Source organism: Pandoraea sp. E26 (assembly GCF_000681415.1).
GTDB lineage: Bacteria > Pseudomonadota > Gammaproteobacteria > Burkholderiales > Burkholderiaceae > Pandoraea > Pandoraea pnomenusa.
Map to the genome: position 1 here is coordinate 1 of NZ_AYXJ01000045.1, position 26,893 is coordinate 26,893.

Annotated in this window: 23 protein-coding genes; 7 read left to right on the plus strand and 16 right to left on the minus strand. The window is 65.9% G+C overall.

The window, feature by feature from the left end; genetic code table 11:
• The 4 genes from W930_RS28695 to rpsL all read right to left on the minus strand — a co-directional run.
• A partial coding sequence (locus W930_RS28695; RefSeq protein ID WP_036656377.1) for a GTP-binding protein occupies positions 1-200 on the minus strand: 200 nt, incomplete at its 3' end.
• Between the two features lie 83 nt (positions 201-283).
• The gene (gene fusA, locus W930_RS0124010; protein ID WP_023593822.1) at positions 284-2,386 is read right to left on the minus strand and encodes an elongation factor G; all 2,103 of its coding nucleotides are present in this window, start codon (positions 2,384-2,386) and stop codon (positions 284-286) included.
• 117 nt (positions 2,387-2,503) lie between these two features.
• Positions 2,504-2,974 (minus strand): 30S ribosomal protein S7, encoded by a 471-nt coding sequence (rpsG, locus tag W930_RS0124015; protein WP_023593821.1) that lies wholly within the window; start codon positions 2,972-2,974, stop codon positions 2,504-2,506.
• 126 nt (positions 2,975-3,100) lie between these two features.
• A complete protein-coding gene (gene rpsL, locus W930_RS0124020; RefSeq protein WP_010804142.1) occupies positions 3,101-3,475 on the minus strand; it encodes a 30S ribosomal protein S12 in 375 nt (124 codons plus the stop codon).
• A gap of 419 nt (positions 3,476-3,894) precedes the next feature.
• Here rpsL and W930_RS0124025 point away from each other — a divergent pair, with 419 nt between their 5' ends.
• Complete coding sequence (locus W930_RS0124025) at positions 3,895-5,289, plus strand: PLP-dependent aminotransferase family protein (protein WP_023872501.1); 1,395 nt, start codon at positions 3,895-3,897, stop codon at positions 5,287-5,289.
• A gap of 378 nt (positions 5,290-5,667) precedes the next feature.
• Complete coding sequence (locus tag W930_RS0124030) at positions 5,668-6,390, plus strand: HAD family phosphatase (protein WP_023593819.1); 723 nt, start codon at positions 5,668-5,670, stop codon at positions 6,388-6,390.
• Here the strand turns inward: W930_RS0124030 and W930_RS0124035 are convergent.
• Entirely contained in the window at positions 6,338-7,129 is a 792-nt protein-coding gene (locus W930_RS0124035) for a helix-turn-helix domain-containing protein (protein ID WP_024788538.1), read from the minus strand. The two genes, W930_RS0124030 and W930_RS0124035, sit on opposite strands and share 53 nt — an antisense overlap.
• 127 nt (positions 7,130-7,256) lie before the next feature.
• Positions 7,257-7,655, minus strand: coding sequence for a CopD family protein (locus W930_RS0124040; RefSeq protein WP_023872503.1), 399 nt, complete (start codon positions 7,653-7,655; stop codon positions 7,257-7,259).
• Between the two features lie 155 nt (positions 7,656-7,810).
• On the opposite strand from W930_RS0124040, the gene W930_RS28700 reads away from it, so the two are divergent.
• Complete coding sequence (locus W930_RS28700; protein ID WP_023593816.1) at positions 7,811-8,119, plus strand: DUF4148 domain-containing protein; 309 nt, start codon at positions 7,811-7,813, stop codon at positions 8,117-8,119.
• A gap of 355 nt (positions 8,120-8,474) precedes the next feature.
• On the opposite strand, the gene W930_RS0124050 is transcribed toward W930_RS28700, so the two are convergent.
• Both W930_RS0124050 and W930_RS0124055 read right to left on the minus strand, forming a co-directional pair.
• Positions 8,475-9,185: a dienelactone hydrolase family protein gene (locus W930_RS0124050; RefSeq protein WP_023593815.1), complete on the minus strand. Its 711-nt coding sequence runs from the start codon at positions 9,183-9,185 to the stop codon at positions 8,475-8,477.
• 281 nt (positions 9,186-9,466) lie between these two features.
• Positions 9,467-9,883 carry a DUF302 domain-containing protein gene (locus W930_RS0124055; protein ID WP_036641580.1) on the minus strand — a complete coding sequence of 139 codons (417 nt, stop codon included), beginning with the start codon at positions 9,881-9,883 and terminating at the stop codon, positions 9,467-9,469.
• 140 nt (positions 9,884-10,023) lie between these two features.
• Between W930_RS0124055 and W930_RS0124060 the strand changes: the two genes are divergently transcribed.
• Positions 10,024-10,485, plus strand: a complete 462-nt coding sequence (locus W930_RS0124060) for a hypothetical protein (RefSeq protein WP_023593813.1) — start codon at positions 10,024-10,026, stop codon at positions 10,483-10,485.
• 18 nt (positions 10,486-10,503) lie between these two features.
• On the opposite strand, the gene W930_RS0124065 is transcribed toward W930_RS0124060, so the two are convergent.
• Positions 10,504-11,436: a LysR family transcriptional regulator gene (locus W930_RS0124065; protein WP_023593812.1), complete on the minus strand. Its 933-nt coding sequence runs from the start codon at positions 11,434-11,436 to the stop codon at positions 10,504-10,506.
• 199 nt (positions 11,437-11,635) lie between these two features.
• Between W930_RS0124065 and W930_RS0124070 the strand changes: the two genes are divergently transcribed.
• Positions 11,636-12,835 (plus strand): amino acid aminotransferase, encoded by a 1,200-nt coding sequence (locus W930_RS0124070; RefSeq protein WP_023872505.1) that lies wholly within the window; start codon positions 11,636-11,638, stop codon positions 12,833-12,835.
• An 88-nt stretch (positions 12,836-12,923) separates the two neighbouring features.
• Positions 12,924-14,210, plus strand: coding sequence for an MFS transporter (locus tag W930_RS0124075; RefSeq protein WP_023593810.1), 1,287 nt, complete (start codon positions 12,924-12,926; stop codon positions 14,208-14,210).
• A gap of 171 nt (positions 14,211-14,381) precedes the next feature.
• On the opposite strand, the gene W930_RS0124080 is transcribed toward W930_RS0124075, so the two are convergent.
• The 6 genes from W930_RS0124080 to hpaH form a co-directional block, all read right to left on the minus strand.
• The gene (locus W930_RS0124080) at positions 14,382-15,371 is read right to left on the minus strand and encodes a 2-dehydropantoate 2-reductase (RefSeq protein ID WP_023872506.1); all 990 of its coding nucleotides are present in this window, start codon (positions 15,369-15,371) and stop codon (positions 14,382-14,384) included.
• 63 nt (positions 15,372-15,434) lie between these two features.
• Positions 15,435-16,385: a fumarylacetoacetate hydrolase family protein gene (locus W930_RS0124085; protein ID WP_023593808.1), complete on the minus strand. Its 951-nt coding sequence runs from the start codon at positions 16,383-16,385 to the stop codon at positions 15,435-15,437.
• An 11-nt stretch (positions 16,386-16,396) separates the two neighbouring features.
• Positions 16,397-17,260, minus strand: a complete 864-nt coding sequence (locus W930_RS0124090) for an extradiol ring-cleavage dioxygenase (protein WP_023593807.1) — start codon at positions 17,258-17,260, stop codon at positions 16,397-16,399.
• A gap of 41 nt (positions 17,261-17,301) precedes the next feature.
• Positions 17,302-18,777 carry an aldehyde dehydrogenase family protein gene (locus tag W930_RS0124095; RefSeq protein WP_023872508.1) on the minus strand — a complete coding sequence of 492 codons (1,476 nt, stop codon included), beginning with the start codon at positions 18,775-18,777 and terminating at the stop codon, positions 17,302-17,304.
• A gap of 70 nt (positions 18,778-18,847) precedes the next feature.
• On the minus strand, positions 18,848-19,630 hold the full coding sequence (gene hpaI, locus W930_RS0124100) for a 4-hydroxy-2-oxoheptanedioate aldolase (RefSeq protein WP_023872509.1): 783 nt from the start codon (positions 19,628-19,630) through the stop codon (positions 18,848-18,850).
• 65 nt (positions 19,631-19,695) lie between these two features.
• Positions 19,696-20,505, minus strand: a complete 810-nt coding sequence (gene hpaH / locus W930_RS0124105) for a 2-oxo-hept-4-ene-1,7-dioate hydratase (protein WP_023872511.1) — start codon at positions 20,503-20,505, stop codon at positions 19,696-19,698.
• 526 nt (positions 20,506-21,031) lie between these two features.
• Between hpaH and W930_RS0124110 the strand changes: the two genes are divergently transcribed.
• Positions 21,032-23,206 carry a TonB-dependent siderophore receptor gene (locus W930_RS0124110; RefSeq protein WP_028731373.1) on the plus strand — a complete coding sequence of 725 codons (2,175 nt, stop codon included), beginning with the start codon at positions 21,032-21,034 and terminating at the stop codon, positions 23,204-23,206.
• Positions 23,207-23,264: 58 nt separating this feature from the next.
• Here W930_RS0124110 and W930_RS0124115 read toward each other — a convergent pair whose 3' ends face one another.
• Positions 23,265-26,879 (minus strand): YadA-like family protein, encoded by a 3,615-nt coding sequence (locus W930_RS0124115; protein WP_036656379.1) that lies wholly within the window; start codon positions 26,877-26,879, stop codon positions 23,265-23,267.
• Between the last annotated feature and the right edge of the window lie 14 nt (positions 26,880-26,893).

Here is a 26,893-nt window from a genome sequence, read left to right on the forward strand (position 1 = left end):
TGCGCGGTGTTGATGGTAATGCCGCGTGCCTTTTCTTCCGGCGCCGCGTCGATTTCGTCGTACTTCTTGGCTTCGCCGCCGAACTTGGCCGACAGAACCGTTGCGATCGCTGCCGTCAGGGTGGTCTTGCCGTGGTCAACGTGACCGATGGTGCCGACGTTCACGTGCGGCTTGGTCCGCTCGAATTTTTCCTTTGCCATTTCCGAATCCTCAGATACTGAATAGACGATTTAAACAATGCGTAAGGTGCTGCATCACCCGATGCAGACACCTGACAATTCAATTACTTGTTCTTGTTGCTGATGATGGCTTCGCTCACGTTCTTCGGAGCTTCAGCGTAGTGCTTGAACTCCATCGAGTACGTGGCGCGACCCTGCGTGAGCGAACGCAGCGACGTCGAGTAGCCGAACATTTCCGACAGCGGCACTTCGGCGCGCACGATCTTGCCGCCGCCCACCATGTCGTCCATGCCCTGCACGATGCCGCGACGGCTCGACAGGTCGCCCATCACGTTGCCCATGTAGTCTTCCGGCGTTTCCACTTCCACGGCCATCATCGGCTCGAGAATGACCGGGTTGGCGCGACGCATGGCTTCCTTGAAAGCCATCGAGCCGGCCATGCGGAACGCGTTTTCGTTCGAGTCCACATCGTGGTACGAACCGAACGTCAGGTGAACCGTGACGTCGACCACCGGGAAGCCGGCGAGAACACCGCTCTTGAGGGTGTCTTGAATACCCTTGTCAACGGCCGGGATGTATTCACGCGGAATGACACCACCCTTGATCTCGTCGAGGAACTTGTAACCAGCGCCCTGCTCGCTCGGCTCAAGCGTGATGACGGCGTGACCGAACTGGCCGCGACCGCCCGACTGCTTGACGAACTTGCCTTCGACGTCCACAGCCGACTTGCGAATGGTTTCGCGGTAGGCAACCTGCGGTGCGCCGATGTTGGCTTCCACGCCGAATTCGCGCTTCATGCGATCGACCAGAATTTCGAGGTGGAGCTCGCCCATACCCGAAATGATGGTCTGACCCGATTCTTCATCGGTATGCACACGGAACGACGGATCTTCCTGCGCCAGGCGGTTCAGGGCGAGGCCCATCTTTTCCTGGTCGGCCTTGGTCTTCGGTTCGACAGCCTGCGAAATCACCGGCTCCGGGAACACCATGCGCTCGAGCACGATCGGGGCGCTCGGATCGCACAGCGTGTCACCCGTGGTCGCGTCCTTCAGGCCGACGGCAGCGGCGATGTCACCAGCGCGCACTTCGTCGATTTCTTCACGCTGGTTGGCGTGCATCTGCACGATACGGCCCAGGCGTTCCTTCTTGCCCTTGACCGAGTTCAGCAGCGTGTCGCCCTTGTTCACAACGCCCGAGTAGACGCGGAAGAAGATCAGCTGGCCGACGAACGGGTCCGTCATGATCTTGAACGCCAGCGACGAGAACTTCTCGTCGTCCGACGCCTTGCGCTCTGCCGGCTGTTCCTTGTCGTCCGTGCCCTTGACCGGCGGAATGTCGACCGGCGACGGCAGGAAGTCGATCACGGCGTCCAGCATACGCTGCACACCCTTGTTCTTGAACGCGGTACCGCACAGCATCGGCTGGATTTCGCATGCGATGGTACGCAGACGAATACCTTCGATGATGTCAGCCTCGGGGAGGTCGCCCTCTTCGAGGTACTTGTTCATCATCTCTTCGCTCGACTCGGCAGCGGCCTCGACCATGCTTTCGCGCCACTTCTGGGCTTCCGCTTGCAGCTCGGCCGGAATGTCGACGTAGTCGAACTTCATGCCTTGCGACGCTTCGTCCCAAATGATCGCCTTCATCTTGATGAGGTCGACCACGCCCTTGAAGTTTTCTTCGGCGCCGATCGGCACCACCACCGGCACCGGGTTGGCCTTCAGGCGATTCTTCAGCTGGTCGTAGACCTTGAAGAAGTTCGCGCCGGTACGGTCCATCTTGTTGACGAACGCCAGACGCGGCACGCCGTACTTGTTGGCCTGACGCCAAACGGTTTCCGACTGGGGCTGCACGCCACCCACGGCACAGTAAACCATGCACGCGCCATCGAGAACACGCATCGAGCGCTCGACTTCAATCGTGAAGTCGACGTGACCCGGGGTGTCGATGATGTTGATGCGGTGCTTTTGGTAGTTGTTCGCCATGCCGGACCAGAAGCAGGTCGTGGCAGCCGACGTGATCGTGATGCCGCGCTCTTGTTCCTGCTCCATCCAGTCCATCGTCGCGGCGCCATCGTGCACTTCACCGATCTTGTGGTTCACACCGGTGTAGAACAAAATGCGCTCGGTCGTCGTGGTCTTACCTGCGTCGATGTGAGCGCTAATACCGATGTTGCGGTAGCGCTCGATAGGGGTTGTACGAGCCACTTTAAGCCTCTTTCAATGTAGCCGCCATTTTTGAGGGGGCTACTAACACAAACGGGCGAGGCGCAATTTCTCATGCGCACCCGCCCCGGTTTCTGCTCTAGGTACTGCTTGCCAGCGTCAGAAGCGGAAGTGCGAGAATGCCTTGTTGGCTTCGGCCATGCGGTGAACTTCGTCACGCTTCTTCATGGCGCCGCCACGGCCTTCCGAGGCCTCGATCAGCTCACCTGCCAGGCGCAGGGCCATCGACTTCTCGCTACGCTTTTTCGCGGCCTCACGCAACCAACGCATCGCCAATGCCATACGACGCGACGGACGCACTTCGACCGGAACCTGATAGTTTGCACCGCCAACGCGGCGGCTCTTGACTTCAACCACCGGCTTCACGTTGCCGAGAGCGGTGTTGAAGACTTCCAGCGGATCCTTGCCCGCCTTGGTTTGGATCTGCTCGAAAGCACCATAAACGATGCGCTCCGCAACCGACTTCTTGCCGGCAAGCATGAGCACGTTCATGAATTTAGCGACTTCAACGTTGCCGAACTTCGGATCGGGCAACACTTCGCGCTTGGGGACTTCGCGACGACGCGGCATGATTTCTTCCTTGATTGATTCAGTTGGAGCTTCGCTCCAGGCCACCTACTAGCCAGCACCTGGCCGAGTGACCACTTACTCAGTGACGATGTACCACCATCACCGAACGTATATCCGCTCAGCCGCTTAGGCCTTCGGACGCTTCGCGCCGTACTTCGAACGGGCCTGCTTACGGTCCTTGACGCCTTGCGTGTCGAGGCTACCGCGCACCATGTGGTAACGCACACCCGGCAAGTCCTTCACACGACCGCCGCGGATCAGCACGACCGAGTGTTCCTGCAGGTTGTGGCCTTCACCGCCGATGTACGAGATGACTTCGAAACCGTTCGTCAGGCGCACCTTGGCAACCTTACGCAGTGCGGAGTTCGGCTTCTTCGGCGTCGTGGTGTACACACGGGTGCACACGCCGCGACGCTGCGGGCAGTCCTGCAGGGCCGGGCTCTTGCTCTTGATCTGAGCAGAGGTGCGCGGCTTGCGGACCAATTGGTTAATCGTTGGCATTGTGATTTCCTAAATGTGTCAAAAGCATGAAAGCCAAGGCGGACCTCCATGCAACTTCACTGCAAATCTCCGATCACCCTTGCGGATTACCCGCATCCAAACCCTTGATGCATAAGCACTTTGCATTGGACACGCGCATACCGCCGGAAAAACCGGAGCCTGCGACTATACATGGGACCATTGCAAGTGTCAATGCAATAGCCCAGGGAATCGCTTCGTAAGTCGTTGATTGTTAACGGCTCTTGATACCCCTGCCGGCAGGACCCGCAACGCCGCGGCGATACATGGGCCGCCCCGGCCCCGTCACGAGATGCGGTCAGCTCTCGCGAATGCAAGCCTTGCGACCCGCATGTATGCAAACTACACTTCACGCATCGGAAATTTTCACAATTTTCTCCATACATAAGCCGGACATCGCCATGGACGCCTCTCACGACACCCTGCGCGCCACCTTCTGGAAACCCGCTTTGAGCACGGGAAAGGGGCCTCGCTACCTGCGTCTGGCCAGCTTCATCGAGCAGTCCGTGGCCGACGGTCGCCTGCGGCCGGGCGACCGGTTACCGGCGCAGCGGGAACTCGCGTCGTGGCTCGGCATCGATTTCACCACGGTCACGCGCGCCTACAACCGGGCGCGCGACCGTCATGCCATCGAGGGACGCGGTCCGCTGGGCACCTTCGTGAGCACCCCGCGCATCGCGATCGACCAGGTGCTCGATCTGGGAATGAACATTCCGCCCGCGCCGGTCGGCCTGTTTCTCGGCGAGATGTTGCAAAAGGGCATCGACGAGGTGCTGCGTCACACCGACGCTTCGATGCTCATGGCGTATCAACTGGGCGAAGGCGGCATGGCGGACCGTCAGGCTGGCGCGCTGTGGCTCGCCCCGATGTTGGGCACGCTGGCGCCTTCGGACGTCCTTGTCTGCCCGGGCGCCCAGGCCACGCTCGCGGCGCTGCTGCTGGCCGCCACGGCGCGCGACGACACCGTGTTGTGCGAGCCGATCGTCTATCCGGGATTGCGCGGCGCGGCGCATTCGCTCGGCCGCCGGCTCGCCGGCGTGGCGACCGACGACCACGGCATGCTGCCTGACGCTTTGCGCGAGGCGGCGCGCGGGCATGGCGCCCGCCTCGTCTATCTGAACCCGACGTTGCAGAACCCGACGGCCCGCACCATGCCGGAGCGCCGCCGGCGCGAGTTGCTCGACGTGGCAGAGGCCCTCGACCTGACGTTCATCGAAGACGACCCCTACTGGCGACTTGCGCCCGGTGCGCCGGCGCCGCTCGCGCGTCTCGCACCGCATCGCGTGCACTACGTGGCCACGCTGTCGAAATGCCTCACGCCGGGGTTGCGCACCGCTTACCTCCGGCTGGCAGACGCCCGCCATCGCGACGTCTTTCTCAATACCCTGCACTCCTTTGCCCTGATGGCGCCTCCGTTGATGACGGGGCTCGCGACGCAGTGGATTCACAACGGCATGGCCGACCGCATTCTCGAGGGCGTGAAGGAAGCCGCCGCCCAGCGCCAGGCGATCGCTGCGGAAATTCTCGGCGACGCCGCGAGCGCGCCGGCGCACGGCATTCATCGATGGCATACCCTGCCCGCGGCGTGGACCGCGCGCGAGCTGACAGTCGCCGCGCGCGCCGAAGGGCTGGCGGTAACGCCGGCCGACGCCTTCTGCCTGTTGCCCGACGGTCCCAATGCCATCCGGATCTCGCTCGGCGGCGTGCGCGATCCCGAGCGTCTGGGCAGCGCGCTCATGCGCCTGCGGGCCCTGTTGCACGAAGCGCCGCCGAGCCTGCGCGCGGCGGTCGTCTGACGAAACACCGGGTGCGATACCGGTCGCCGCCTCCCGGCGGGTTTGCCGCCATGACCGCACTGACCGCACTGACCGCGCCACCGCGAACCAGCGCCGACCGGGCTGAGAGACGCCCCGCCGCGTTCATCCGGATCGACCGGCAACGCCTCTCGCAAGCGCGCCCGCGTTTCGGGTAACGTATGCGGCATATCGCATGTCCGGGATGGCTTTGGGCCCGTCTTCAGGCATGATCGAGATCAAGCTATCAAATCCTGCAGGGCGGTCTGTCGCATCCGGCGTATCCGATGTCACCCGACGCGTTTTATTCGTTGCGGCGAATTCGTACACTCCCAAAATTCGGCGGCCGCCCCCGCACCTGACACGAGTCCACTAACAGCCATGCAGGCGAGTTTCGAAAAAGACAGCATTCTGGTGCTCGATGTCGATGGCACTCTGACCGATTCGGTGCGCATCCATCAGCGTGCGCTGCTCGGCGCCATGGAGTCGCTGGAATTCGAGGATCTGAACACCGACTGGGGCAGCTACCCCCATCACACCGATACCGGCATTCTGATTCACGCCCATGCCGAGCATGGTCGCGCCCTGCCGCAACCGCACGATCTGGCGCGCTTCGAGCACGAGATCGACGAACGCTTCACGGCGCTGCTCAATGCCCACGGGCTGGCGGAAATTCCCGGCGCGCGCGCGTTCGTCGAAGCCGCGCATCGCTCGCGCTGGGGCGTGGTTTTCGCCACGGGTGGCATCCGGCAGGTGAGCCATCGCAAGCTGCGCTCTGTCGCCATCGACTACACCGACGCGATGCTCATCACGGCGTCCGAATACAGCTCGCGCGAGCAGCTCGTCGCCGAGGCGATCAAACGGGCGCAGGTGGGCTACGGCATCACGCAGCCGCGCGCCATCGTATCGATTGGCGACGGCCTGTGGGATCTGAAGGTGGCGCGAGCGCTCGGCATCGACTTCGTCGGTATTGGCTCGAAGCGCGCGCGCTCGCCGCTCTACGCCGAGGGCGTGCCCGTCTATGACGACATGTGGGACGCCATGCACTGGCTCAGTCCGGGTCGCGGACGCGCGTCAGGTAGTCGCTTGGCGTCACGCCCATGAAGCGGCGGAACATGGTGGAGAAGGCGCTCGGCGTTTCATAACCGACTTCGAGCGCCACCTGGGTGATGGGCCGTCCGGCCCCCAGCAATGGCAGCGCACCGAGCAGGCGCATGTGCTGACGCCACTCCCGGAACGGCAAACCGAACTCCGTCATGAACCGGCGCTCCAGCGTGCGGCTCGACGCACCGACCTCGACCGCCCAGTCCTGGAGGCTGCGCGGGTCGGCCGGCATACTCAGGTAAGTATCGAAGATCTTGCGCAACCGCGCATCGCGAGGCACCTGGAGGTGCAGTGGCGAATCGCTCTTCCACTCGATCTCCTCGAGCAGCAGCGCCATGACCAGGCCGTCACGACCGTCGGGCGACCAGTTCTCACCAAGCGTCATCGCGCGCAGGATCAGCTCCCGCAGCAGTGCGGACACGCGAATCAAGACCGGCGCTTCGGGTGCGCGGAATCCGCATCGATCCACGTCGACGTAAATAGTGCGCATTTCGACCTTGCCCCGCATGCGCACTTCATGCGTGACATCCCTCGGAATCCATAACGCGCGTTGTGGCGGAATGACCCAGAACGATGCGTCTGTGCGCACTTCGAGAATGCCGGCGCTCGCGTACATCAGTTGCGCGCGCCGATGACTGTGCGGGCGCACGACATGCCCGTCCGGGTAATCCTTCGCCAGCGCGCCGACGGGGCGGTCAGTGCCCTGAAACGCCAGGGGTACCGCACTAGTGATTGGCATCGGCACCAGGCCTTGAAAGACGTAGTTTTGGGACGTTTTTGGCGATGTCGCCAGCGTAACACCGGCGGGCCCGGAGACCAAGCCGGGTACCTTCCGGATCATCCCCGCGCGATACGTCTCGAAACGCTCAGAACGGCTTGACGATGACGAGCGCCACGATGATCGCCATCGACACCCAGACCACGGGCAATGCACGGCGGAACAGCGGCGGCGACGTGGCTGCGCCGTCTCGTTCGAGCCGCCGCAGCGTGGCCGACAACCGTCCATGCAGCGCCGAGATGATCAGCACGAACACCAGCTTCGCCATGAACCACGGCGCGCTCCACCAGTTCGCCATGACGGCCAGCACCGGGCCGCTGATCCACACCACGATCAGCGCCGGCGACGCCAGCCCGTAATCCGCACGGCGTGCGATTCGGCGCCATTCGGGCTGCGCCAGGCGTCCGCCCAACGCCATCGTCACCATCCCGGCGATGAACGTGATGACGGCGATGAGATGTACGGCCTTGATCCACAGATAGAGCATCGGGACGTCTCCTCGGAAGCGCTTGATCGATTGTTTCCGAATACACAAGAGTGGCTTGCAATAAGTCGCCTTTATCGTTAGTGCGTGCATCAATAGACTTCAATTGTCGACGATGAATAACACATCGCCCCTTTCAAAAGACAGGAGAAAACATCATGCAACGCACGCTTATTGCTTCGGCTCTCGTTTCCGCCATGCTTGCCGTCTCGGCCGGTTCCGCCTTCGCCAGCGACGCCTTCGACGGTCCGTCGGAATTTGCCTGGGTGCCGCAAACGACCGTGCTAAGTCGCGCCCAGGTTCGCGACGAGCTGGTACAGGCACAACGGGCCGGTCTCGTGGTGCAGCACGACGCCGTGTACCCGAAGGCGGCCCCCAGCGCACAGCCGGTCTCGGCCGGCAGCCCGATTGCGATGGGTTCGGTCGGTGGCCAGCAACGCGCCGGCACGACCTACTTCGGTTCGTAATGTAACCCGCCGCGCCGCCGACCTCATGCGAGGTGGCGGCGCGGCGCGCGTTCTGCGCATAACGACGCGCGAGGCGCAGCCCGCGCTATCCGTCTGAATTCCGGCCGCTTGCGATTCACGGCCTCAGACTCCTGTCGCTGTGCGTGGTGGTTCGACGCACAGGACTTTGCCCGTCGCTCCGGCGACGGGCTTTTTTAGCGAATCGGCGCAAGCGTCGGTCGGATGCGCCCAATCGTCCGCCCCTCGCCGCATCGCGCCTGAAACGAAGAAGCCCGCCGAAGCGGGCTTCCTGTCATTGAACGGGTGTCATCGGCCTGGCCTGATGAGCGGGCCGCAGGCCGGAACACCGCATCGCTCAACGCGCCAGCGCTTTGGCCAGGAACTCCAGCGCACGGCCGTGCGCCAGCACCGCCGAAGGCTGATGATACGCGCCGCGTGCCCAGCAGTTGAAGCCGTGGTCGGCGCCGGGATACACGAACACCTCCGTGTTCGGACGCGACTTCACCGCCTCGCTCACCTGCTTCACGATGTCCGGCGTGATGTGGCTGTCGAGCGCGCCGTAGTGGAACTGCACCGGCACGTTCAGGTTGGGCGCCTCGGCCAGATAGTTGTGAATGCCGCCGCCGTAATATGGCACGGCCGCGTCCACGAGCCCGCGCGCGGCGCTCAGATACGACACCAGACCGCCGAAGCAGTAGCCCACGGCGGCGACCTTGGCGCCGGCGTCGAGCTTGCCGCGCAGCGCCTTGACCGTCGCCTCGACGTCCCTGACGGTCTTCTCGACGTCGACCGACTTGCGCAGTTCCAGCGCGCGCGCCATGTCGTCGCCCGCATAGCCGAGTTCGACGCGGGGGGCGTCACGCCAGAAGACGTCCGGTGCGAGTACGACGTAGCCGTCCATCGCATATTGATCGGCGACACCGCGAATATGCTCGTTCACGCCGAAGATTTCCTGTACCAGCACGATGCCCGGGGCGTTGGTCGTCTTGCCCGTCGGCGGCAATGCCAGATAGGCATCGAAACTGCCGTCCACGGTTTCGACACGGATCCATTGACTGTTCGACACGGAAGTTGCTCCATCAAAAAAAGGGGGGATTGCCCGCGCGCCGATCGCGGCGCCCCGGGAACCCGGGGCGGGATTGCCGCGTGCGCGCGCACGGAGAGGCCGAATCAGTATAGGGATTTTCGTGCCGGCGCACAGCGCGCGCCAACGCCCGCCGTACAGGGGGTGGCGCCGACATCCGGCGCCTGCGCCGCACCGTCGCGCCTGCGACGGGGGCCTGACCGCCCCACTCGGCCCGACGGCGCGTTTCAACAACCGAACCGCCACGTGGGGCATGCCGGGGCTCAGGCGGCGAGCGCCGCCTCGAGTATCCTGGCGACCGCGCCGAAACCTGCCGTCTGCGCCGAATCGATGCCGTAAAGTGCACTCAGCAACGGGCCCGGATTCAGGAAATCGACGCGCACGTCATCGGGCGCCGCCGCCCACACCATGACCTTGAGCGGCAGCTCGATCCCGGCATGCGGATTGGCACTCATGACCGGCGTGCCGCCCTTGGGATTCCCGAAGAGGACCAGACGCGTCGGACGCAACGTCTGTCCGACCGACGCAGCGGCTGCGCTCTGATCGATGTCGGCAAAGATCGTCATGTCATGGGCCCGGAGGGCGTCCATCACGCGTGTGAGCGTGGCGTAGAAGTCCACCGGACTTTGCCATGAAGTAAGGGTGGCGGGATGCACGTACGGTGAGGTATCGGTTGTCATGGGCGAACTCCTGCGATCGACTCGGACATGCCTTACCTTACACGTCGTTACGGGGCGGCGGCGACTACCTGCCTGCACGTTACGCTTGGCGCCGACGTTCGACGTTCCAGCGAACGCGATTTCATTACGGAGTCCATATCATGACGATCATCTTGCGCCGTGCCCCGGGCGCGCTTGCCCTGATGCTGGCTTTGACGTTCGCGACGTCGGCCGGCGCCGCCCCCGCCGCCGACGCGCGCGCCGACGCCCCCATGGCGCCGCGCCCGGTTCAGGACCCGCATGGCACGCGGGGATTGCGCGACCAGCCGCCCCCGCCGCCGGGTATGGGTGGGCGCTTCGGTGGCCCTGCCTTCGCGGCCATCCGCACCATCGAGGAAATTGCGCACCTGTACCGCGCAGGCGGTCATCCGGAGAACGTCCTGCCGTTCTATCGCGAAACACTCGGCCAAACGCACGATCCGATACTGCGCCATCACCTGCGCGAAGCCATCGCGCGAGAGGAACTCAAGCCGGCCGACACCACGGCGGCCATTGCCACGCTGCGTGCGCAATTGAGCGAAGATCTGGCGGCCATGCCGACGCCCGACAGCGGGCGACGCTGATCGCCCGCCGCGCCAGTCTCACACTTGCTGCGACGCCATGACCCGCGCGTTCCACTGAGGCAGCCATTCCATCAGGAACTGTGCGAATCCTTCGGCCGCCGGCGACGCCGCGCGCGAGAGCGGCCGGTACACGCAGACCTGGCGAATCGTCTCCGGCGACACGACCCGCCGCATGACGAGGCCGAACGAATGCGCGAGCGCCGCCACGTAGCCTGGCGTGAGCGTGGCGGCCAGTCCCTGTGCCGCCACGCCGAGCGCCGTCGTCACGTTGTCGACGACGTCGATGGGCGTGATGCGCGCGTCGGGCGGCGCGGACAGCCGCATCTGCGCAACGCTGCGCTCGTGGTCGCGCCCGGCGGCAACGAGCGGCGTGTCTCGCAGATCGGTCCATCGCACGCGACGACGCCGTGCCAGCGGGTGGTCCGGCGTACACCACAGCACCCACGGGCTGTCGAACGCGGGCGCGCCGGCCACCTGCGTCCCCGTCGAACGATTCGGGCCGATGGCGAGATCCAGATCGCCGTTGGCCACGCGATCGATGAGTCCATCGACGGGGGTGTCGACCACGCGCACCACGACCTTCGGGCGCGTTTGCGCGTACTCGCGAATCGCCGACGGCAGCGCCATGCTCGCGATGACCAGCGGCGCGCCCACGCGCACGATACCCGCCGCGCGATTGCGCAGGTCATCGGCCGTCTTCTCGGCGGCCTGGACATGCCGCAGCACCGATTCGGCCGAGGCGAGGAAGTCGCGCCCGGCGCTCGACAGCGCCACGCGACGTGTCGTGCGATCGAAGATACGAAAGCCCAGCACCGATTCCAGTTCCGCGACGAGCTGACTCACGGCGGACGACGTGAGGCCCATGCGATGGCCGGCTTCGGCAAAACTGTGCAGCTCGGCGATGGCCACCAGGGCTTCGAACTGCCGGAGCGTTACGCGGGTCAGGGGCATGACGGGTCGATTATCAAGTTCGGCTTACGAATGGACCAGAATCGATTGATTGTTCCGTAAAGGGCCGTCGCCCACAATCGATTTTCAAAATTCCGTACCGGATCGTCGGTCTCCCGGCGCCCTCCGGCCCCTGCCCCCCCTTTATGTCCGCGCGGTATGCCGAACTCGGCGGACCGGGCGGCAAGGAGCGAGACCCCGCATGTTTTCCCACGTCGACGCCTATCCCGGCGATCCGATCCTCGGCCTGAACGAAGCCTTCGGACAGGATCCCCGCCAGCACAAGGTCAATCTGTCCATCGGCATCTATTTCGACGATGCCGGCCGCCTGCCGGTCATGCAGGCGGTGCGCGAGGCGGAGGCGTCCGTGCTCGCCGACATCGGCCCACGTCCGTATCTGCCGATGGCGGGCGCTCAGGCCTATCGCGACGCGGTGCAGGCGCTCGTCTTCGGCGACGACAGCGCCGCGCGGCGCGAGCGGCGCATCGCCACACTGCAGACCCTGGGCGGCGGCGGTGCGCTGCGGGTGGGGGCCGACTTCCTGCGGCGCTACTTCCCGGACAGCGGCATCTGGATCAGCGATCCGAGCTGGGACAACCATCGCGTGGTCTTCGAGAGCGCCGGCTTTGCGGTGCAGTCGTACCCGTACTACGACGATGCCACCGGCGGCCTGCGCTTCGACGCCATGCTCGAGACGATCGCGGCCCTGCCCTCGCGCAGCATCGTGCTGCTCCACGCCTGCTGCCACAACCCCACCGGGGTCGACCTCACGCAGGCACAATGGCGCACGCTGGCACCGGTATTACAGTCGCGCGGCCTGATCGCCTTCGTCGACATGGCCTACCAGGGCTTCGGCGACGGTCTGGACGCCGATGCATTCGCCGTGCGCACCCTGACCGAGGCGGGCGTGCCGATGGTCGTCGCCAACTCGTTCTCGAAGAATTTCTCGCTGTACGGCGAGCGATGCGGCGCGTTGTCGGTCGTGTGCGCCACGGCGGATGACGCATCGCGCGTGTTCGGACAGCTCACGGGCACCGTGCGCGCGAACTACAGCAACCCGCCCACTCATGGTGCGCGACTCGTCGCGCAGGTGCTCACGACCCCCACGTTGCGTCGCGCGTGGGAAGACGAACTCGACGGCATGCGCACCCGCATTGCCACGATGCGCGCGCAGATTCATGCACGTCTCGCGCCCCACGTGAGCGGCGAGAAGCTCTCCCGCTATCTCGCGCAGCGCGGCATGTTCACCTACACGGGACTGAGCGCCGCGCAGGCCGACGCCTTGCGCGAAACGCACGGTGTCTACCTGCTGCGCTCCGGGCGCATGTGCGTGGCGGGGCTGAACACGCGCAACGTCGACACGGTGGCGCAAGCCATCGCGCGGGTGCTGACGAACGACTGAGCCTCGCACAGGCCGCCAACGGATCACGGAGCGCATGCCTCCGGAAAAGCATAAGCATGCCCGCAACATAACAATGACTGGAGAGAACATGACGACTGCCACTGCCGCCGATACCCCCATCGGCGCCAACACCGCTTCTCACCCCTGGCGAGCGGTCATATCCGCGTCCATCGGCAACGCGCTCGAATGGTTCGACCTCGTGGTGTATGGCTTCTTCGCGGTCACGATCGCGAAGCTGTTCTTCCCCACGCACGACGACACGACCTCGTTGCTGCTCACACTGGGCACGTTCGGCGTGTCGTTCTTCATGCGACCGCTCGGCGCCATCGTGATCGGCGTATATGCGGATCGCCGGGGACGCCGCGAAGCGCTCACGCTCACGATCTTGCTGATGATGGTCGGCACGGCGATCATCGCGTTCATGCCGACGTACGAGACGATCGGCCTGCTCGCGCCCGTGGGCATCGTGCTGGCGCGAATGATCCAGGGATTCTCGGCGGGCGGCGAGTTCGGCAGCGCGACCGCGTTCCTGGCCGAGCACGCTCCGCAGCGGCGCGGCTTCTTCGCGAGCTTTCAGGTGGCCAGCCAGGGGCTGACGACGCTGCTCGCCGCGGGCTTCGGCGCCGTACTCACCAGCACGCTGTCGCCCGAGCAGATGCAGAGCTGGGGCTGGCGCGTGCCGTTCCTGTTCGGCCTGCTGATCGGCCCGGTGGCGTACTACATTCGGCGGCACGTGAGCGAGACGCCCGAGTTCCTGGAAGCCGAGCCGACCGAGACGCCGCTGCGCGACACGCTGGGCCATCAGAAGATGCGCTTGCTGCTGGCCGTTGGCGCGGTGGTCGTCGCCACCGTCTCGACTTACCTCGTGCTCTACATGCCGACGTACGCGATCAAGCAGTTGGGACTGCCGGCGTCGGTCGCGTTCGCGGCGACGGTCGCGACCGGCATCGTGCAGATGCTGCTCTCGCCGTGGGTGGGGGCATGGTCGGACCGGGTGGGCCGCGCCAGGCCAATGATGATTGCCGCGGGCGCGTTGCTGGTCCTGATCTGGCCGATGTTCTGGGTGCTCTCCACGTATCCCGGCTTCGGCGTGATGCTTGCGCTCCAGACGTTGCTCGGCGTGCTGATGACGATGTATTTCGCCCCGCTGCCGGCGCTGGCCTCGGAGATCTTCCCGGTGAAGACGCGCACGACGGGTCTCTCCCTCTCGTACAACCTGTCGGTGACATGCTTCGGCGGCTTCGCGCCGTTCATTCTGACGTGGCTGATCGATGCGACGGGCAGCAAGCTCGCTCCGAGCTTCTACATGATGGCCGCCGCCGCCGCGGGTCTGATCGCGCTGAGTCAGGTGTACCGACACACGGGCGTGCGCTGAGGCGTCGAGGGACGCCGCGCGAGCGCGATACCCGTCAGACCGTAGGCCCAATTGTCACCGGGCAGTGGGACATTGGGCCGATCGGTCGATGGCCGTGTCGAAAAAGCACAAGGGGCGCCGAGGCGCCCCTTGTTTTCGATGCGCCGGATGCGGTGCGATCCGGCGAAACGCTCACTGCGGGTACAACCCGTGCACGCGCCCGAACAGACGCGTGAGGCCGAGCAGCGCATCGATGTTCGGTGTCGCCACGTTCACACGCTCGCCGATTTCGCGCACCACGCTCACCAGGGCGTCGAGTTCGATGGGACGATGCGCTTCCACGTCCTGCAGCATCGACGTCCTGAATGCGCCGAGTTTGGCCGTCACTTCGTGACGATCTTCCGGCGATTGGTCGATGACGCAGCCGATCTTCGCGCCGATCGCCGCCGCCTCGCGCATGGCCGACGAGCAGAATGCGCGCACGAGCGGGTCGTCCAGCAGCCGGTCGATCGTGGCGCCGGTGATGGCCGACACGGGGTTCATCGTGAGGTTGCCCCAAAGCTTGTACCAGATATCGAGCCGCACGTTCTCCGAGGCTTTCACTTCGAAACCTGCGCGCGCGAGCACGCCGGCCAGGCGCTGCACACGCTCGCTGGTGCCGCCACCCGGCTCGCCGACGATGAGCCCGCGCCCCATCCTGTGATCGACCAGCCCCGGCTCGGGCGTTGCCGCGCTCGCGTGCACCACGCAGCCGATCACGCTCGCCATCGGAATGGCAGCACCGATCGCCCCGTCCGGATCCACGCTGGCAAGGGGTGCGTCGCCGAACGGCGCCACCCCGTGGCAGAACCACCACGGCACGCCATTCATCGCCGGCAGCACCATGGTCTGCGTTCCGATGAGCGGCGCCATCGACGCGGCGACCTGCGCGAGCGCGGGCCCCTTGACCGCGATGATCACCAGATCCTGCACGCCGAGCTTCGCGGCATCGTCGAGCGCGTGCGCGGCTGCCACCGGCGCGGCGGTCAGCGCGTCGCCCTGTTTCACCCGCCAGCCGCGCTCGCGCAGCGCCGCCAGTGTCGCGCCGCGCGCCAGCGCGCTGACCTGCGCCTCGCCCGCGGCGGCGAGCTTCGTGCCGAGCAAGCCGCCAATGGCGCCCGCGCCAATGATCGTCACCTTCATCCGTTCACTCCTGTCTTTTGATGCATTCCCGTGGCGCCGCGCATTCCGTTCGCGCCGCTCGCCTCACCCCGGCTGCCTCGCGGCAAGCCGGTAGTTTTCCTTGAACCGCTCCGGCACCCGCTCGTCGAATCCCAGCGCCACGCGGCGCACTTCGGGGCTGTCGCCCGGCGCGTGCCCCACTCCCAGCGCCGCCGCGCGCGGCGCCTCGATCCGGACCACGGCCCCCGAGAGGCGTCCCAGTCCGGTGATCTCGCATTCCACGAGGTCGCCCGCATCCACCGAGCGCGAGTGGCACGGCGTGCCCATCAGGATCACGTCGCCGGGCACCAGCGTGATGTGCCGCGCAATGTCCGCGATCACGTAATGCGGCCCCCAGATCGTCTCGTCGCCGATGTGCGCCTCCTGCACCACCCGACCGTTGCGATAGGTGCGCAACGTCTGCTCGAACAGGTTCACGCCACGCACGATGCCCGGTCCGATGGGCAGCAGCGTATCCGCGCCCTTGACCCGCAGCATCGAGCCCTGGTCCGTGTCGCGGAAGTCTTGCAGCCCCATGTCGAGCGCCGGACAGAATCCCTCGATGTAGTCCCATGCCTCGTCGGGCAACACATTGCGGCACGTGCGCCCGATCACCACGGCGTACTCGCCTTCGTAATTCAGATAGCGACAGTCCGCCGGTTTGAGAATCTGCCCGCCGTGCCCGTTGAGCGAAGTCGGCGGCTTGGTGAAATACGTCGGGGTGTCGGTCGGCCTGGGCTTGTTGCGCGTCTCCATGCTACGCGAGCGATAGGAGATATGCACGGCGATGATTTTCGAGGGGTCCACCGGCGGCAGGTGCGCGACCGTCTGCGGGTCGACGATGCGCCCGTCGTCGAGCCGCAGAAGTCCGTGCTGCGCGCCGTCCTCGATCAGGGTGCCCCAGAAGGCGCTCCCGCCCAGCAGCACGCGTCGGCGCTCGACGCGCGGCCCCCGCATCACGGCAGGTAACTCACGCAACGGAAATTCGAAATCCATGGATGGCCTCGTCAGATGGTGTCGAACCAGATGTGCACGTTGCCCGTGCCGCGCGCGTTCTCGTAGTCGGAGAGCACCGTACCGGCGCTGCGGCAGGCCTCCCCGCCCAGCGCCCCGACCATCTGGAGATAGTGCGCGCCGTGCGCCTCCCACGGGCGCTTGCGGTAATCCTCGTCCCAATCGGCGAGAATCCGGTCATGGCGTCCCTCGCGCATTGCGGCGATTGCGCGCTTGTCGCTCTCGATGTTCTCCGGACGCGACACGTTGCTTTCGTGAAAAATGCGCGGATGATTCGGTTTCCAGTCGATGCCGTTGAACCTGTGACTCAACGCGCCCGAGGCAAGCATCACCACCCGCAGCGGGCTGCGGCGAATGGCTTCGCCGATCACCTCGCCCGATTGCAGGAAGTGCTGCGTCTCGCAGTTCTGGCACGAACTCACGGTGACGATCGGCCAGGCGTCCAGACGCATCTGCCTGATCACGTTGATCGTCGGGTAATGGCGCGGCAGGTCCGGGTGCTGCACCGCGCGCGCACGCACCCCGCGCTCGCGGGCGACGGCCTCCACGGTCAGCGCCAGCTCCGGATGGCCGCGATAGTCGTAAGGCACGCCATGCAGGTACCACGGCATCTCGTCGGAGATGTACATGCCGGCGTAATGCGCGCCGCCGTCGATCAGGTGATAGCCCGTGGTGAACCAGTGCGAATCGAAGATCACGATGACGTCCGGGCGCGCCGCCACGATACGCTCGCGCACACGCGCGTACCCGGCAATCAGGTCCGAATCCGCCCCCGCGCCCTGCAACACGCGGAATTCCTCACACTGCATCAGGCCGGGGTGGTGCGACACCAGCGCCGCGCCGACGATCTGTCCCATGCTGCTCTCCTCTCGTCTCGTTGTCTTGTCGTGTGCGGCGCTCAGCGATGGCTGAAGCTCGCCTTGAACGGTTGCCTGGGCACTACGACGTCCTTCACGTCGCAGAAGAATTCGAAGCTCCAGTCCCCCCCTTCGCGGCCGATGCCCGAACGCTTGATGCCGCCGAACGGCGCGGCCAGATCGCGAATGCCGAAGCTGTTGATCCAGATGAAGCCCGTGCGCACGCGTTGCGCGATCGCCATGGCGTGTGCCTCTTCGCCGTAGCACACGCCGCCCAGGCCGTAATCGGTGCCGTTGGCCATGTCGACCACCTCATCGTCGCTGGCGAAGGTCTGCAGGGTGAGCACGGGCCCGAACACTTCCTGCTGCACGATCTCGTCCTGCTGATGCAGATCGGTGAGCAGCGTCGGTGCGAAGTACTGTTCGCCGTAGGGGTGCCGCGCGCCGCCCCACAGTACCCGCGCGCCGCCCGCGACGGCCCGTTCGACGAAGCCCTGCACGCGCTCCAGTTGCCGCATGTGGATGATTGGCCCGACTTCGGTCGTGGCGTCGCGCGGATCGCCCACCACCAGACGCTCGACGATCTGGCGCAATTTCTCGGTGAAGGCCGGCGCGATGTCGGCGTGAACCAGCAGCCGCGTGCCGGCCAGGCACACCTGTCCGGCATTGCGATACATCAGTGCGGCCGTCGCGGCCGCCGCATCGAGATCGGCGTCCGCCAGCACGATGAACGCCGACTTTCCGCCAAGTTCCAGGCTGCACGGCACGAGATTCTCCGCCGCCGTCTTCGCGATCCATTTCGCGGTGGCGACCGAGCCCGTGAAGGAGATGCGCGCCAGCCGGGCATCGCTCACGAGCGCCGCGCCAGTCAGCGCGCCCGCGCCCTGCAACAGGTTGAACACGCCAGGAGGCAATCCCGCCTCCTGCGCACAGTCGGCAAGCAGCGACGACGTGAGCGGCGCCCATTCGGGCGCCTTCAGCACGACGGTGTTGCCTGCCGCCAGGGCCGGACCGATCTTCCACGTCGCGAGCAGCAGCGGCGAATTCCACGGCGTGATCACGGCAACGACACCCGCCGGATCGTGGCGCACCCAATGGCGGGCCTGCGGCGTGTCGATCGTCCGGTCCTGCAACGACAGCGCATGCTCGGCGAACCACGCAATGTTCTGCATGGCGCGCGGCACGACGCCATGCGCCATGCGCGAGCGCAACACGCCGGCATCGTGGCTCTCGAGCGTGGCGAACGCGTCGGCGCGGCGACCGATCGCCTCGGCAAAGCGCCGAAGGAACGGCAGTCGTCCCTCGGCCCCGAGCGCCGCCCAGGCGGGAAACGCCAGCGAGGCCGACGTCACCGCCGCATCGACATGCGCCTGAGCGCCGCTCGAGATGTCGCCGAGATGGCGCTGGTCGATCGGGGAAACGCAGGCGAACGTGTCGTCGGACGCCACGCGGCGGCCATCGATATAGTGGTCCGGCGACACGGATACGCCGGCGACGTCAATACGGGAAGCACTCATGCCATCTCTCGTTGGGAAGGGGGCGAGGCGCGCACGGCGGTCGCGCGCCCGAAGGACAATGGCGATACGCTCAGTCGCCGCGCGAGCCGGGGGCGAAATTCATGGCCAGCGCGCGACTGGCGCTCGCGAGCAGGGTCGTGTCGATGCCGACGGCCATGAAGGTCACGCCTGCATCGAGGTAATGGCGCGCCAGCGTCTCGTCGACGCATAGAATGCCTGCCGCCTTGCCAGCGCGGCGGATGCGCGAGACGCCGTCCTCGATGGCCTTGCGCACCTCGGGGTGCGTGGCCTGACCGAGATATCCCATCGACGCGGCAAGATCGGCCGGGCCGATGAACACGCCGTCCACGCCGTCCACCGCGGCGATGGCATCCACCTGCGCAAGCGCGTCGGCCGTCTCCACCTGCACGAGCAGGCACGTGGTGTCGTTCGCCGCGTGCAGATAATCCTCATAGCGGTTCCAGCGCGACGAGCGCGCCAGACCGCTGCCCACGCCGCGAACGCCGTGCGGCGGATAGCGCGTGGCGCTCACGAGGGCGCGCGCCATTTGCGCCGACTCGACCATCGGCACGAGCAGCGTCGTCGCGCCGATCTCCAGCACCTGCTTGATGAGCGTGGCATCGCCGTGCGGCAGGCGCACCACCGGATGCGAAGGGTAAGGCGCCATCGCCTGCAACGTCGCGAGCATGGTGCGAAGATCGTTGGGCGCGTGTTCGCCGTCGATCACCAGCCAGTCGAAGCCGCTGCCCGCGCAGAGCTCCGCGGCGTAGGGCGTGGCGAGTCCCATCCACAGGCCGATCTGGCGCTCGCCGCGGGCGAGGGCCTGCTTGAAGGGATTCGGAGGCGTTTTCATGTCGTCGGGCTCCGTGAGAGGTGACGGGAAGACTTGGGGAAACGAGCCGGTGCAGACGCGCAGGCTCAGACGAAGCGCACGCCGATCGCGCCGAGCGGGCCGTAGTCGGCATGGAAGACGTCGCCGGCGACGCAGGCCACCGGTCGCGTGAACGAGCCCGCGAGCACGATCTCGCCGGCCTGCAGGCCTTCGTCGAAGGCGCCCAGCTTGTTGGCCAGCCAGGCGATGCCGTTACCGGGATGATTGAGCACCGCCGCGCTCAGCCCCGACTCTTCGATCACGCCGTTGCGATAGAGCAGCGCGCCCGCCCATCGCAGGTCGATGGCGTCCGGCTTCACCGGGCGTCCGCCCAGGATCACGGCGGCATTCGCGGCGTTGTCGGCAATCGTGTCGAACACTTTGCGCGGCGCGTTCGTCTCGCGATCGAACAGCTCGATGCGGCCATCGATCAGCTCCAGCGCGGGCGTGACCCACGCGGTGGCGTCGAGCACGTCGAAGAGTGTCACGCGCGGGCCCTTGAGCGGCTTGGCCAGAATGAACGCCAACTCCACTTCGAGACGCGGCACGATGAAGCGCGACGCCTCGAGCGTGGCGCCGTCGGCCACGAGCATGTCGTCGAGCAGCGTGCCGTGATCGGGTTCGGTGATCTGCGCCGCCACCTGCATGGCGCGCGAGGTCAGCCCGATCTTGTGGCCGATCGTCCGCCGCCCCTGCGCGAACTTCAGCGCCAGCCAAGCCTGCGCGATCGCGTAGCTGTCGGCGATGGTCATCTCGGGGTAGCGACGGGAAAATTGCATCACCGGCGTGCGGGTGCGCTCGGCCTCGTGCAGCTCGCGGGCGAGGGCCTGGTGAGTCGAGGCGTCGAGCCTGGGCATCGCGTTGTCTCCATGGCGCCGCCCGGCGCGGGCGACGCGTCTTGTCCGTTGTCAGCCTCTATTCTTGCGGCCGCGCCGCTTCATCCACAATCAATCGATTCTGGGCGATTGATTAGCAAAACTGGATAATCCGCCATCGCGGGCGGCAACTGGCGCCGTAGCAGCCCTCGGCGACCCGCCGGAGCGTACAAGGTGCCGCACGCCCCGACCGCCCCCCTTCGGCCGATGTGCCGCCTGTCCGCCGCCACTCCCCCACCGATGGCCCGTCCGGCATTACGTCGCATTCCGTCGCATTCCGTCGCATTCCATCGGATCCGGACCGCGACATGTCGCTTGGCCGCCACGCTCAATCATCCGTTGAGAACACTAGGCAGAAATGAGAGTGATTTGCATTTATAATTCGCCTCGCTTTATTACATGGCATTACAGGCCGCGCAGGCCGCCCGAACCCAAAATCTGACGCCGTGGTCCATGGCTTGCGCCTGCGGCCGCGCTCCACACACTCTCGCAGTCACGAAGGTCAACGATGAAGATGTCCGCAAGTCGCCGTGCTTCCCAAGCATCCCACGCTGCTCATGCTTCCCGCGGTGCCCTCGGCGCCCTCACGTTGCTCGCCGGCGCCGCCGCGCTGCTCGTGGGTACGCCCGGCACGGCGCATGCGCAACCGGCCAGCGCCGCGGGTGTCCCGGCCAGCGCCCCCGAAGCGAAGGCCGACGTCGAACTCGGCGCGGTGAACGTGTCGGGCGACTGGCTCGGCACCGGACTGGACAACAGCGCCAAGACGTTCCCTGGCGCGCGCACGGTCGTGAAGAAGCAGGACATCGAGGCCTCGGGTGCCGCGAGCATCGGCGACGTGATGCGGCGCATTCCCGGCGTGCAGTCCACCGACAATTCCAGCACTGCCGGCAGCGCGATCTCCCTGAACATTGGCGTGCGCGGCCTGACCGGGCGCTTCTCGCCGCGCTCGACCGTACTGCTCGACGGCATTCCGCTCGCCGTCGCCCCTTACGGTCAGCCGCAGCTGTCGTTCGCGCCGGTGAGCCTTTTCAACATCGAGAGCATCGACGTGGTGCGCAGCGGCGGCGCCGTGCGCTACGGCCCGCAGAACGTGGGCGGCGTGATCAACTTCAAGACGCGCTCGATCCCCAACAAGCCGGGGCTGAGCGCCGATGCGACCGTACGTCAGAACATGTACACCTCCGGCGGCGGCGCCAACACGCAGTACGGCGTATTCCTGGGCACGCAGATGGACAACGGCCTGGGCCTCGCGCTGCTGTATTCGGGCATGGCGGGGCGCGACTGGCGCAAGGGCAGCGACGAGCACGTGAACGATCTGGCGTTGAAATGGCGCTACGACATCACGCCGAGCCAGCAGGTGTACGGCAAGGTTTCGTACTTCGACGCCAAGTCGAGGACGCCCGGCGGACTGACCGCCGCGCAATACGACGCCGACCCGTTCCAGAACACGCGGCCGAACGACTACTGGAGCGGCAACCGCACCGGCCTCGACTTCGGCTATCTGAACACGATCTCCGAGACGCAGGAGTTCGAGATCCGCACGTTCTACAACGAGAGCTATCGCCAGAGTACGCTGACCAGCCCCACGTCGTCGCTCACGCTCATGCACCAGCCGCGCAATTACCAGACGTTCGGCATCGAGCCGCGCTTCACGCAGCGCCTGTTCGTCGGCCCGACCGCGCACGACGTGACCGTGGGCTACCGCTTCATTCGCGAACGCGGCGACGACAACAGCTGGAGCACGAACCTCGCGACCGGGCGCAATACCGCCACGCAAACGTTCTACAACTACACGAGCGCCAACGCCTTCTACCTGGACGACCGCATGGCCTGGGGCAACTGGCGCTTCACGCCGGGTGTGCGTTACGAAATGATCCGCTCGCAGCGGGTGGACAAGACCTCGGGGGCCACTTACCGTACCGACAACAACAAGCCGCTGCCGTCGGTCAATCTGTCGTATCTGGTCAACAGCGCATGGACGATCTTCGCCGACTACAGCACGTCATTCGGTCCGGTGCAGAACACGCAGCTCAATTCGATGTCGGCATCGAACCCGCTGCAGCCGGAAGTGGCGCGCACGTATGAAATCGGCACGCGCTGGACGGACGCGCGCTGGAAGGCCGAACTGACCGCGTTCAAGATGAAGTTCGACAACCAGATTCTGCAGGTGCCCGGCGTGAGCCCGGCCACGTTCCAGAACATCGGCGCGACGAACCACGACGGTGTCGAAACCGCCGTCGACTACACGTTCGATCGCGACAGCGCCCTGCGCGGCCTGAACCTCTACGCCAACTTCACGTACGTGCGCGCCATCCAGAAGTCGGGCGCGACCGCCGGCCTCGACGTGCCGTTCTACTCGCGCTTCACCGATACGCTGGGCGCGCGTTACACCGTCGGCCAATGGACATTCAACGTCTCGACCACGCATCAGAGCTCGCAGTACTCGGATCTGGCGAACACCGAGGCGCCCTCCGCCGACGGCATGAACGGCAAGGTGCCCGGCTATCGCACGTGGAACCTGCAAGCGATGTACAAGCTGCCGTTCTACAAGAATGCCGACGTGACGGTGGGCGTGAACAACGTGTTCGACAAGCGCTTCTACACGCGCAACACCGACCAGAACGGCGGCATCATGGTCGGTGCGCCGCGCATGGTCTACGTGCAGGGGCACTTCGGATTCTGAGCGCCGCCGCCGGGATTTCGCCGGCGCCGGGCAACGACCGCCGGCTGGCAGCGGCACGTCACCATTGATATGAGACACCGGCAGCGTAGGTATTGCCCTGACCGCTGATTCCCACGCCGAGCCGGGCCTTCAGATTGTCGGTAAAGCGTACCGAAGCGCCGATCGAGGTCGCCGCCCGCCCCTGGAAAGTCGCGGTGCCCACGCCCAACGCAACGCGCTTTCCCGGGTCCACTTCCGGAATCATCGCGAGCGCCGTGGCGGCCGCGATTCCCGAATAGGCGCGCTTGGCGACCTGATCGATGCCCGCCTGCATGCCTGCGAGTTGTCCCACGGTTGCCGCATCGGTCGGTCGCCGGCCCGGGGCCAGGTGGGTCAGCCGCCGCTCGGTGCCCGGCGCCCCGATGGAGACCGTCCCCGGCTCCGACGCGACGGCGTTGGCGCCGATCGCGACGGCATTCGCACCCGAGGCCATGGCGCCCTCGCCCAGGGCGACGGCCCCGGCCTGCGTCGCGGCCGCCGCGTGACCGATGGCGGTGGCATTCATCCCTGAAGCCTTCGCGCTTTCCCCGAGCGCGACGCTGCTTTCGCCGCTTGCGGCGGCGTCGATGCCGATGGCCGTCGCACGCTTGCCCGAAGCGCCCTCCCCGCGCAGGTTGCCCTTCGGCGCGCCATTGTCGTTCACCCCGACGTACGACACGCTCGCCGGCGCAGGCTGCGGCGCGGGCGCACCGAGCATCCGGCGGGTCGATGCCTTGACCATCGACTCCACCGGCACCGCAGGCACCCCAGCCTCGCCCGGCGCGACCGGGGACGACGACGCCTCCGTGCCCTCGCCCAGGCGCGACGCCAGCCGACTCACCGCGCTGAGCGCGTCGCTGATGCCGGTCGACGCGGCGGTCGAGAGCGACGTGACGCGGCTGTCCGTCGCCTGCAACTGGCTCACGTTGACGGCGTCAGTCCCTGCAACACCGGCGGCGAGATTGCCGAGCACGACGCCACTGTGCGCATCCGCCCCACCGAGCGTCACGCGCGCATGCATCGGATCGTCGTACCGCACCGCCTGACTGCCCGACGGCGACATCGAAGCGAGCTTGCTCAGTCCCGTCGACAGTGAACTCACGTGGCTGTTGGTCTCGCTCAGTTGCCCATAGTTGACGGCGTCGGCCGGACGCTTGCCGTCGGCCAGATTGGTCAGGGTCACTGGGGCTGTCGCCCCGGTGCCGCCAAGGGTCAGTTGCGAGCGCGACGCGTCGTCATAGCGCGCGCTGTGCTCCACATCGCTCGCCAGCGACGTCAGCGCGCGGCGCGAGAGGTCCAGTCCCGTCGAAAGCGATCCCACGTTGCGATTGGTCTGACTCAACTGGGCGACGTTGACTGCATCGCCCGCCTCCACGCCATCGGCCACGTTGCGGACTCGCACGGCGCGCCGCGACACCGTATCGCCGAGCGTGAGCGTGTCGCGCGCCTGGCCGTCGTAGCCGACATAGTCGTCGGAGTTCGATTCCAGCGTCGTGAGGCGCTTCTCGGCCCGGGTCATCCCGGTCGAGAGCGAGCGCATGTGCTCGTGCGTGGCGAGCAACCCGGTCGAGAGCGCATCCACGCTGCGGTTGGTCGCACTCAGTTGCCGGAACGTCACGGCGTCGCTCGGCTTCGCGCCGTCGGCCAGGTTGGTCAACGTGACTGGTTTGGCGGTCACGGTGTCGCCGAGGGTGAGTGTCGAATGCGATGCGTCGTCGTAGAACACGCCATTGTCCGCCTCGCCCGCGAGCTTCTCGATCTTGCGCAATCCGGTCGAAAGCGAGCCTACCTGCCTGTCGATGCTCGTCGAGATCGATCCCATGTGGCTGTTGGTCGCACTCAGTTGGCCGAAGTTGACCGCCTCTCCCGCGTGTTCCCCATCGGCCACGTTATCGAGCGTGACCGGCGCGGGGGAGCCGTCGCTGTGCAGCGCGGCGCGTCCGCCCAGCAGCAGCTTCGGGTGCCGGACGTCGTGGCCGCTGCGCAATGCGGTGTCGGGCGTGATGAGCCCGGCCAGACCTGTCGACAGCGACGCCACGTCGCTGTTGGTCGCCGCGAGCTGACCGGCGTTGACGGCGTCGGTAGGGGCCACGCCGGCAGCAACGTTGGCCACCAGCACGGGGGTCTTGGTCAGACCGCCGAGCCGGAGTTTGGTGCGGTTCGGCGTGTCGTACTGCACCGCGACCGCCGCCTCGGAGACGAGCTTCTCGACGGTCCCGTCGACCGAGCCCAACGCCGAGGTGAGCGATCCCAGACTGTCCTCGAACGCTGTCATGCCCGTGGAGAGCTGCAGGACGTTGTTGTTGGTCGTGCTCAACTGACCGAAGTTGACGGCATCGAACCGGTGTGCGCCGTCGGCGACATTGGTCAGCGCGACCGGCGCCACGCCCGAATCGCCGAACGTCACCTTGTCGCGCCGGTCGCCGTCGTACACCACGCCGCTGCCGGTGCCGCTCGACAGGGAGGCCAGGGCCCTGAGTCCGGTCGACAGCGAATCCAGATGGGCGTCGACAGTCGCCGAGAACTGCGCGACGTGGTCATCGACAAGTGCGATTTGCGACGCCGACTGGTCATTTACGTCACTCAGCTGACGGAAGTTCACGGCGTCGCTGGGTTCGACGCCGTCGGCAACGTTGAGAATTCGCACCGAAGGCTTCGCCGTAGTGCCGCCGAGCGTCAGCGTGGCATGCGTCGTGTCGTCGTACAGCACGGCGCCAGTTTCGATCGCCCCAACGCTTTGCTGAATGTGGCCCAGGCCGGTCGAAAGCGAATCGACGCGCGCACCGACCGCGATCATGCCGGTCGACAGACTGCCGACATTGCTGTTGGTCGCGACCAATTGCCGGTAGGAAGCCACGTCATCGGGATTGAAGCCATCGGCGACATTGGTCAGTGTCACCGGTCCATCCGCGTTGTTCTCACCCGTGGTGGGTACGCCGCCGAGGATAAACGTCCTGTGTTTGCGCCCCTTGCCGGAACGCAACTGGACCGAAGGCACGATAAGGCTGGCCAGCCCGGTCGAGAGCGACGCCACATTACTGTTCGTGGCGCCGAGCTGCGCTACGTTCACCGCGTCATTCGGCCGGAGGCCCTCGGCCACGTTGCCAAGCGACACCGGGGTTTTCGACAGGCCGCCGAGCCGAAGCTTGGTCTTCGCCGCATTGTCGTACTGCACGGCGACCGCGATCTCCGAGACCAGCACGTCGACCGTGCTGTCAATCTCGCTCACCCCCGTGGAAAGCGAAGCAACGTTGGCCTCGAAGTTGGCCATGCCCGTGGACATTTGCATGACGTTACTGTTTGTCACGCTCAATTGCCTGACCGTGACGGCATCGGTCGCTTTCGTGCCGTCGGCCACATTGGACAGTGACACGGGCTTGGTCGCCCGCCTGCCGCCCAGGGTCACCTTCAATCGCCGCTCGTCATCGAACTGCACAAAGTTTTCGGTGGCGCTCGCCAGCTCGGCCATCTGGCTGAGGCCGGCGGAGAGTGACGTCAGCCCTTCCGTGAGCGCCATCGCACCCGTCGAGAGCGAATCGACATTGCTGACGAGATTGCCTGTGAGCGACGTAATGTGGCTATTTGTCGTGCTCAGTTGCCCGAAGGTCACCGCGTCGGTCGTGTTCTCGCCGTCGGCAAGATTGGTCAACTTCACCGGCTTCGCCTGCG

Bases quoted from the DNA above. Each gene is read 5' to 3' on its own strand.
- rpsG (WP_023593821.1), bottom strand. From the start codon at position 2,974: ATGCCGCGTCGTCGCGAAGTCCCCAAGCGCGAAGTGTTGCCCGATCCG.
- rpsL (WP_010804142.1), bottom strand. From the start codon at position 3,475: ATGCCAACGATTAACCAATTGGTCCGCAAGCCGCGCACCTCTGCTCAG.
- W930_RS0124025 (WP_023872501.1), top strand. From the start codon at position 3,895: ATGGACGCCTCTCACGACACCCTGCGCGCCACCTTCTGGAAACCCGCT.
- W930_RS0124030 (WP_023593819.1), top strand. From the start codon at position 5,668: ATGCAGGCGAGTTTCGAAAAAGACAGCATTCTGGTGCTCGATGTCGAT.
- W930_RS0124035 (WP_024788538.1), bottom strand. From the start codon at position 7,129: ATGCCAATCACTAGTGCGGTACCCCTGGCGTTTCAGGGCACTGACCGC.
- W930_RS0124040 (WP_023872503.1), bottom strand. From the start codon at position 7,655: ATGCTCTATCTGTGGATCAAGGCCGTACATCTCATCGCCGTCATCACG.
- W930_RS28700 (WP_023593816.1), top strand. From the start codon at position 7,811: ATGCAACGCACGCTTATTGCTTCGGCTCTCGTTTCCGCCATGCTTGCC.
- W930_RS0124055 (WP_036641580.1), bottom strand. From the start codon at position 9,883: ATGACAACCGATACCTCACCGTACGTGCATCCCGCCACCCTTACTTCA.
- W930_RS0124060 (WP_023593813.1), top strand. From the start codon at position 10,024: ATGACGATCATCTTGCGCCGTGCCCCGGGCGCGCTTGCCCTGATGCTG.
- W930_RS0124065 (WP_023593812.1), bottom strand. From the start codon at position 11,436: ATGCCCCTGACCCGCGTAACGCTCCGGCAGTTCGAAGCCCTGGTGGCC.
- W930_RS0124070 (WP_023872505.1), top strand. From the start codon at position 11,636: ATGTTTTCCCACGTCGACGCCTATCCCGGCGATCCGATCCTCGGCCTG.
- W930_RS0124075 (WP_023593810.1), top strand. From the start codon at position 12,924: ATGACGACTGCCACTGCCGCCGATACCCCCATCGGCGCCAACACCGCT.
- W930_RS0124080 (WP_023872506.1), bottom strand. From the start codon at position 15,371: ATGAAGGTGACGATCATTGGCGCGGGCGCCATTGGCGGCTTGCTCGGC.
- W930_RS0124085 (WP_023593808.1), bottom strand. From the start codon at position 16,385: ATGGATTTCGAATTTCCGTTGCGTGAGTTACCTGCCGTGATGCGGGGG.
- W930_RS0124090 (WP_023593807.1), bottom strand. From the start codon at position 17,260: ATGGGACAGATCGTCGGCGCGGCGCTGGTGTCGCACCACCCCGGCCTG.
- W930_RS0124095 (WP_023872508.1), bottom strand. From the start codon at position 18,777: ATGAGTGCTTCCCGTATTGACGTCGCCGGCGTATCCGTGTCGCCGGAC.
- hpaI (WP_023872509.1), bottom strand. From the start codon at position 19,630: ATGAAAACGCCTCCGAATCCCTTCAAGCAGGCCCTCGCCCGCGGCGAG.
- hpaH (WP_023872511.1), bottom strand. From the start codon at position 20,505: ATGCCCAGGCTCGACGCCTCGACTCACCAGGCCCTCGCCCGCGAGCTG.
- W930_RS0124110 (WP_028731373.1), top strand. From the start codon at position 21,032: ATGAAGATGTCCGCAAGTCGCCGTGCTTCCCAAGCATCCCACGCTGCT.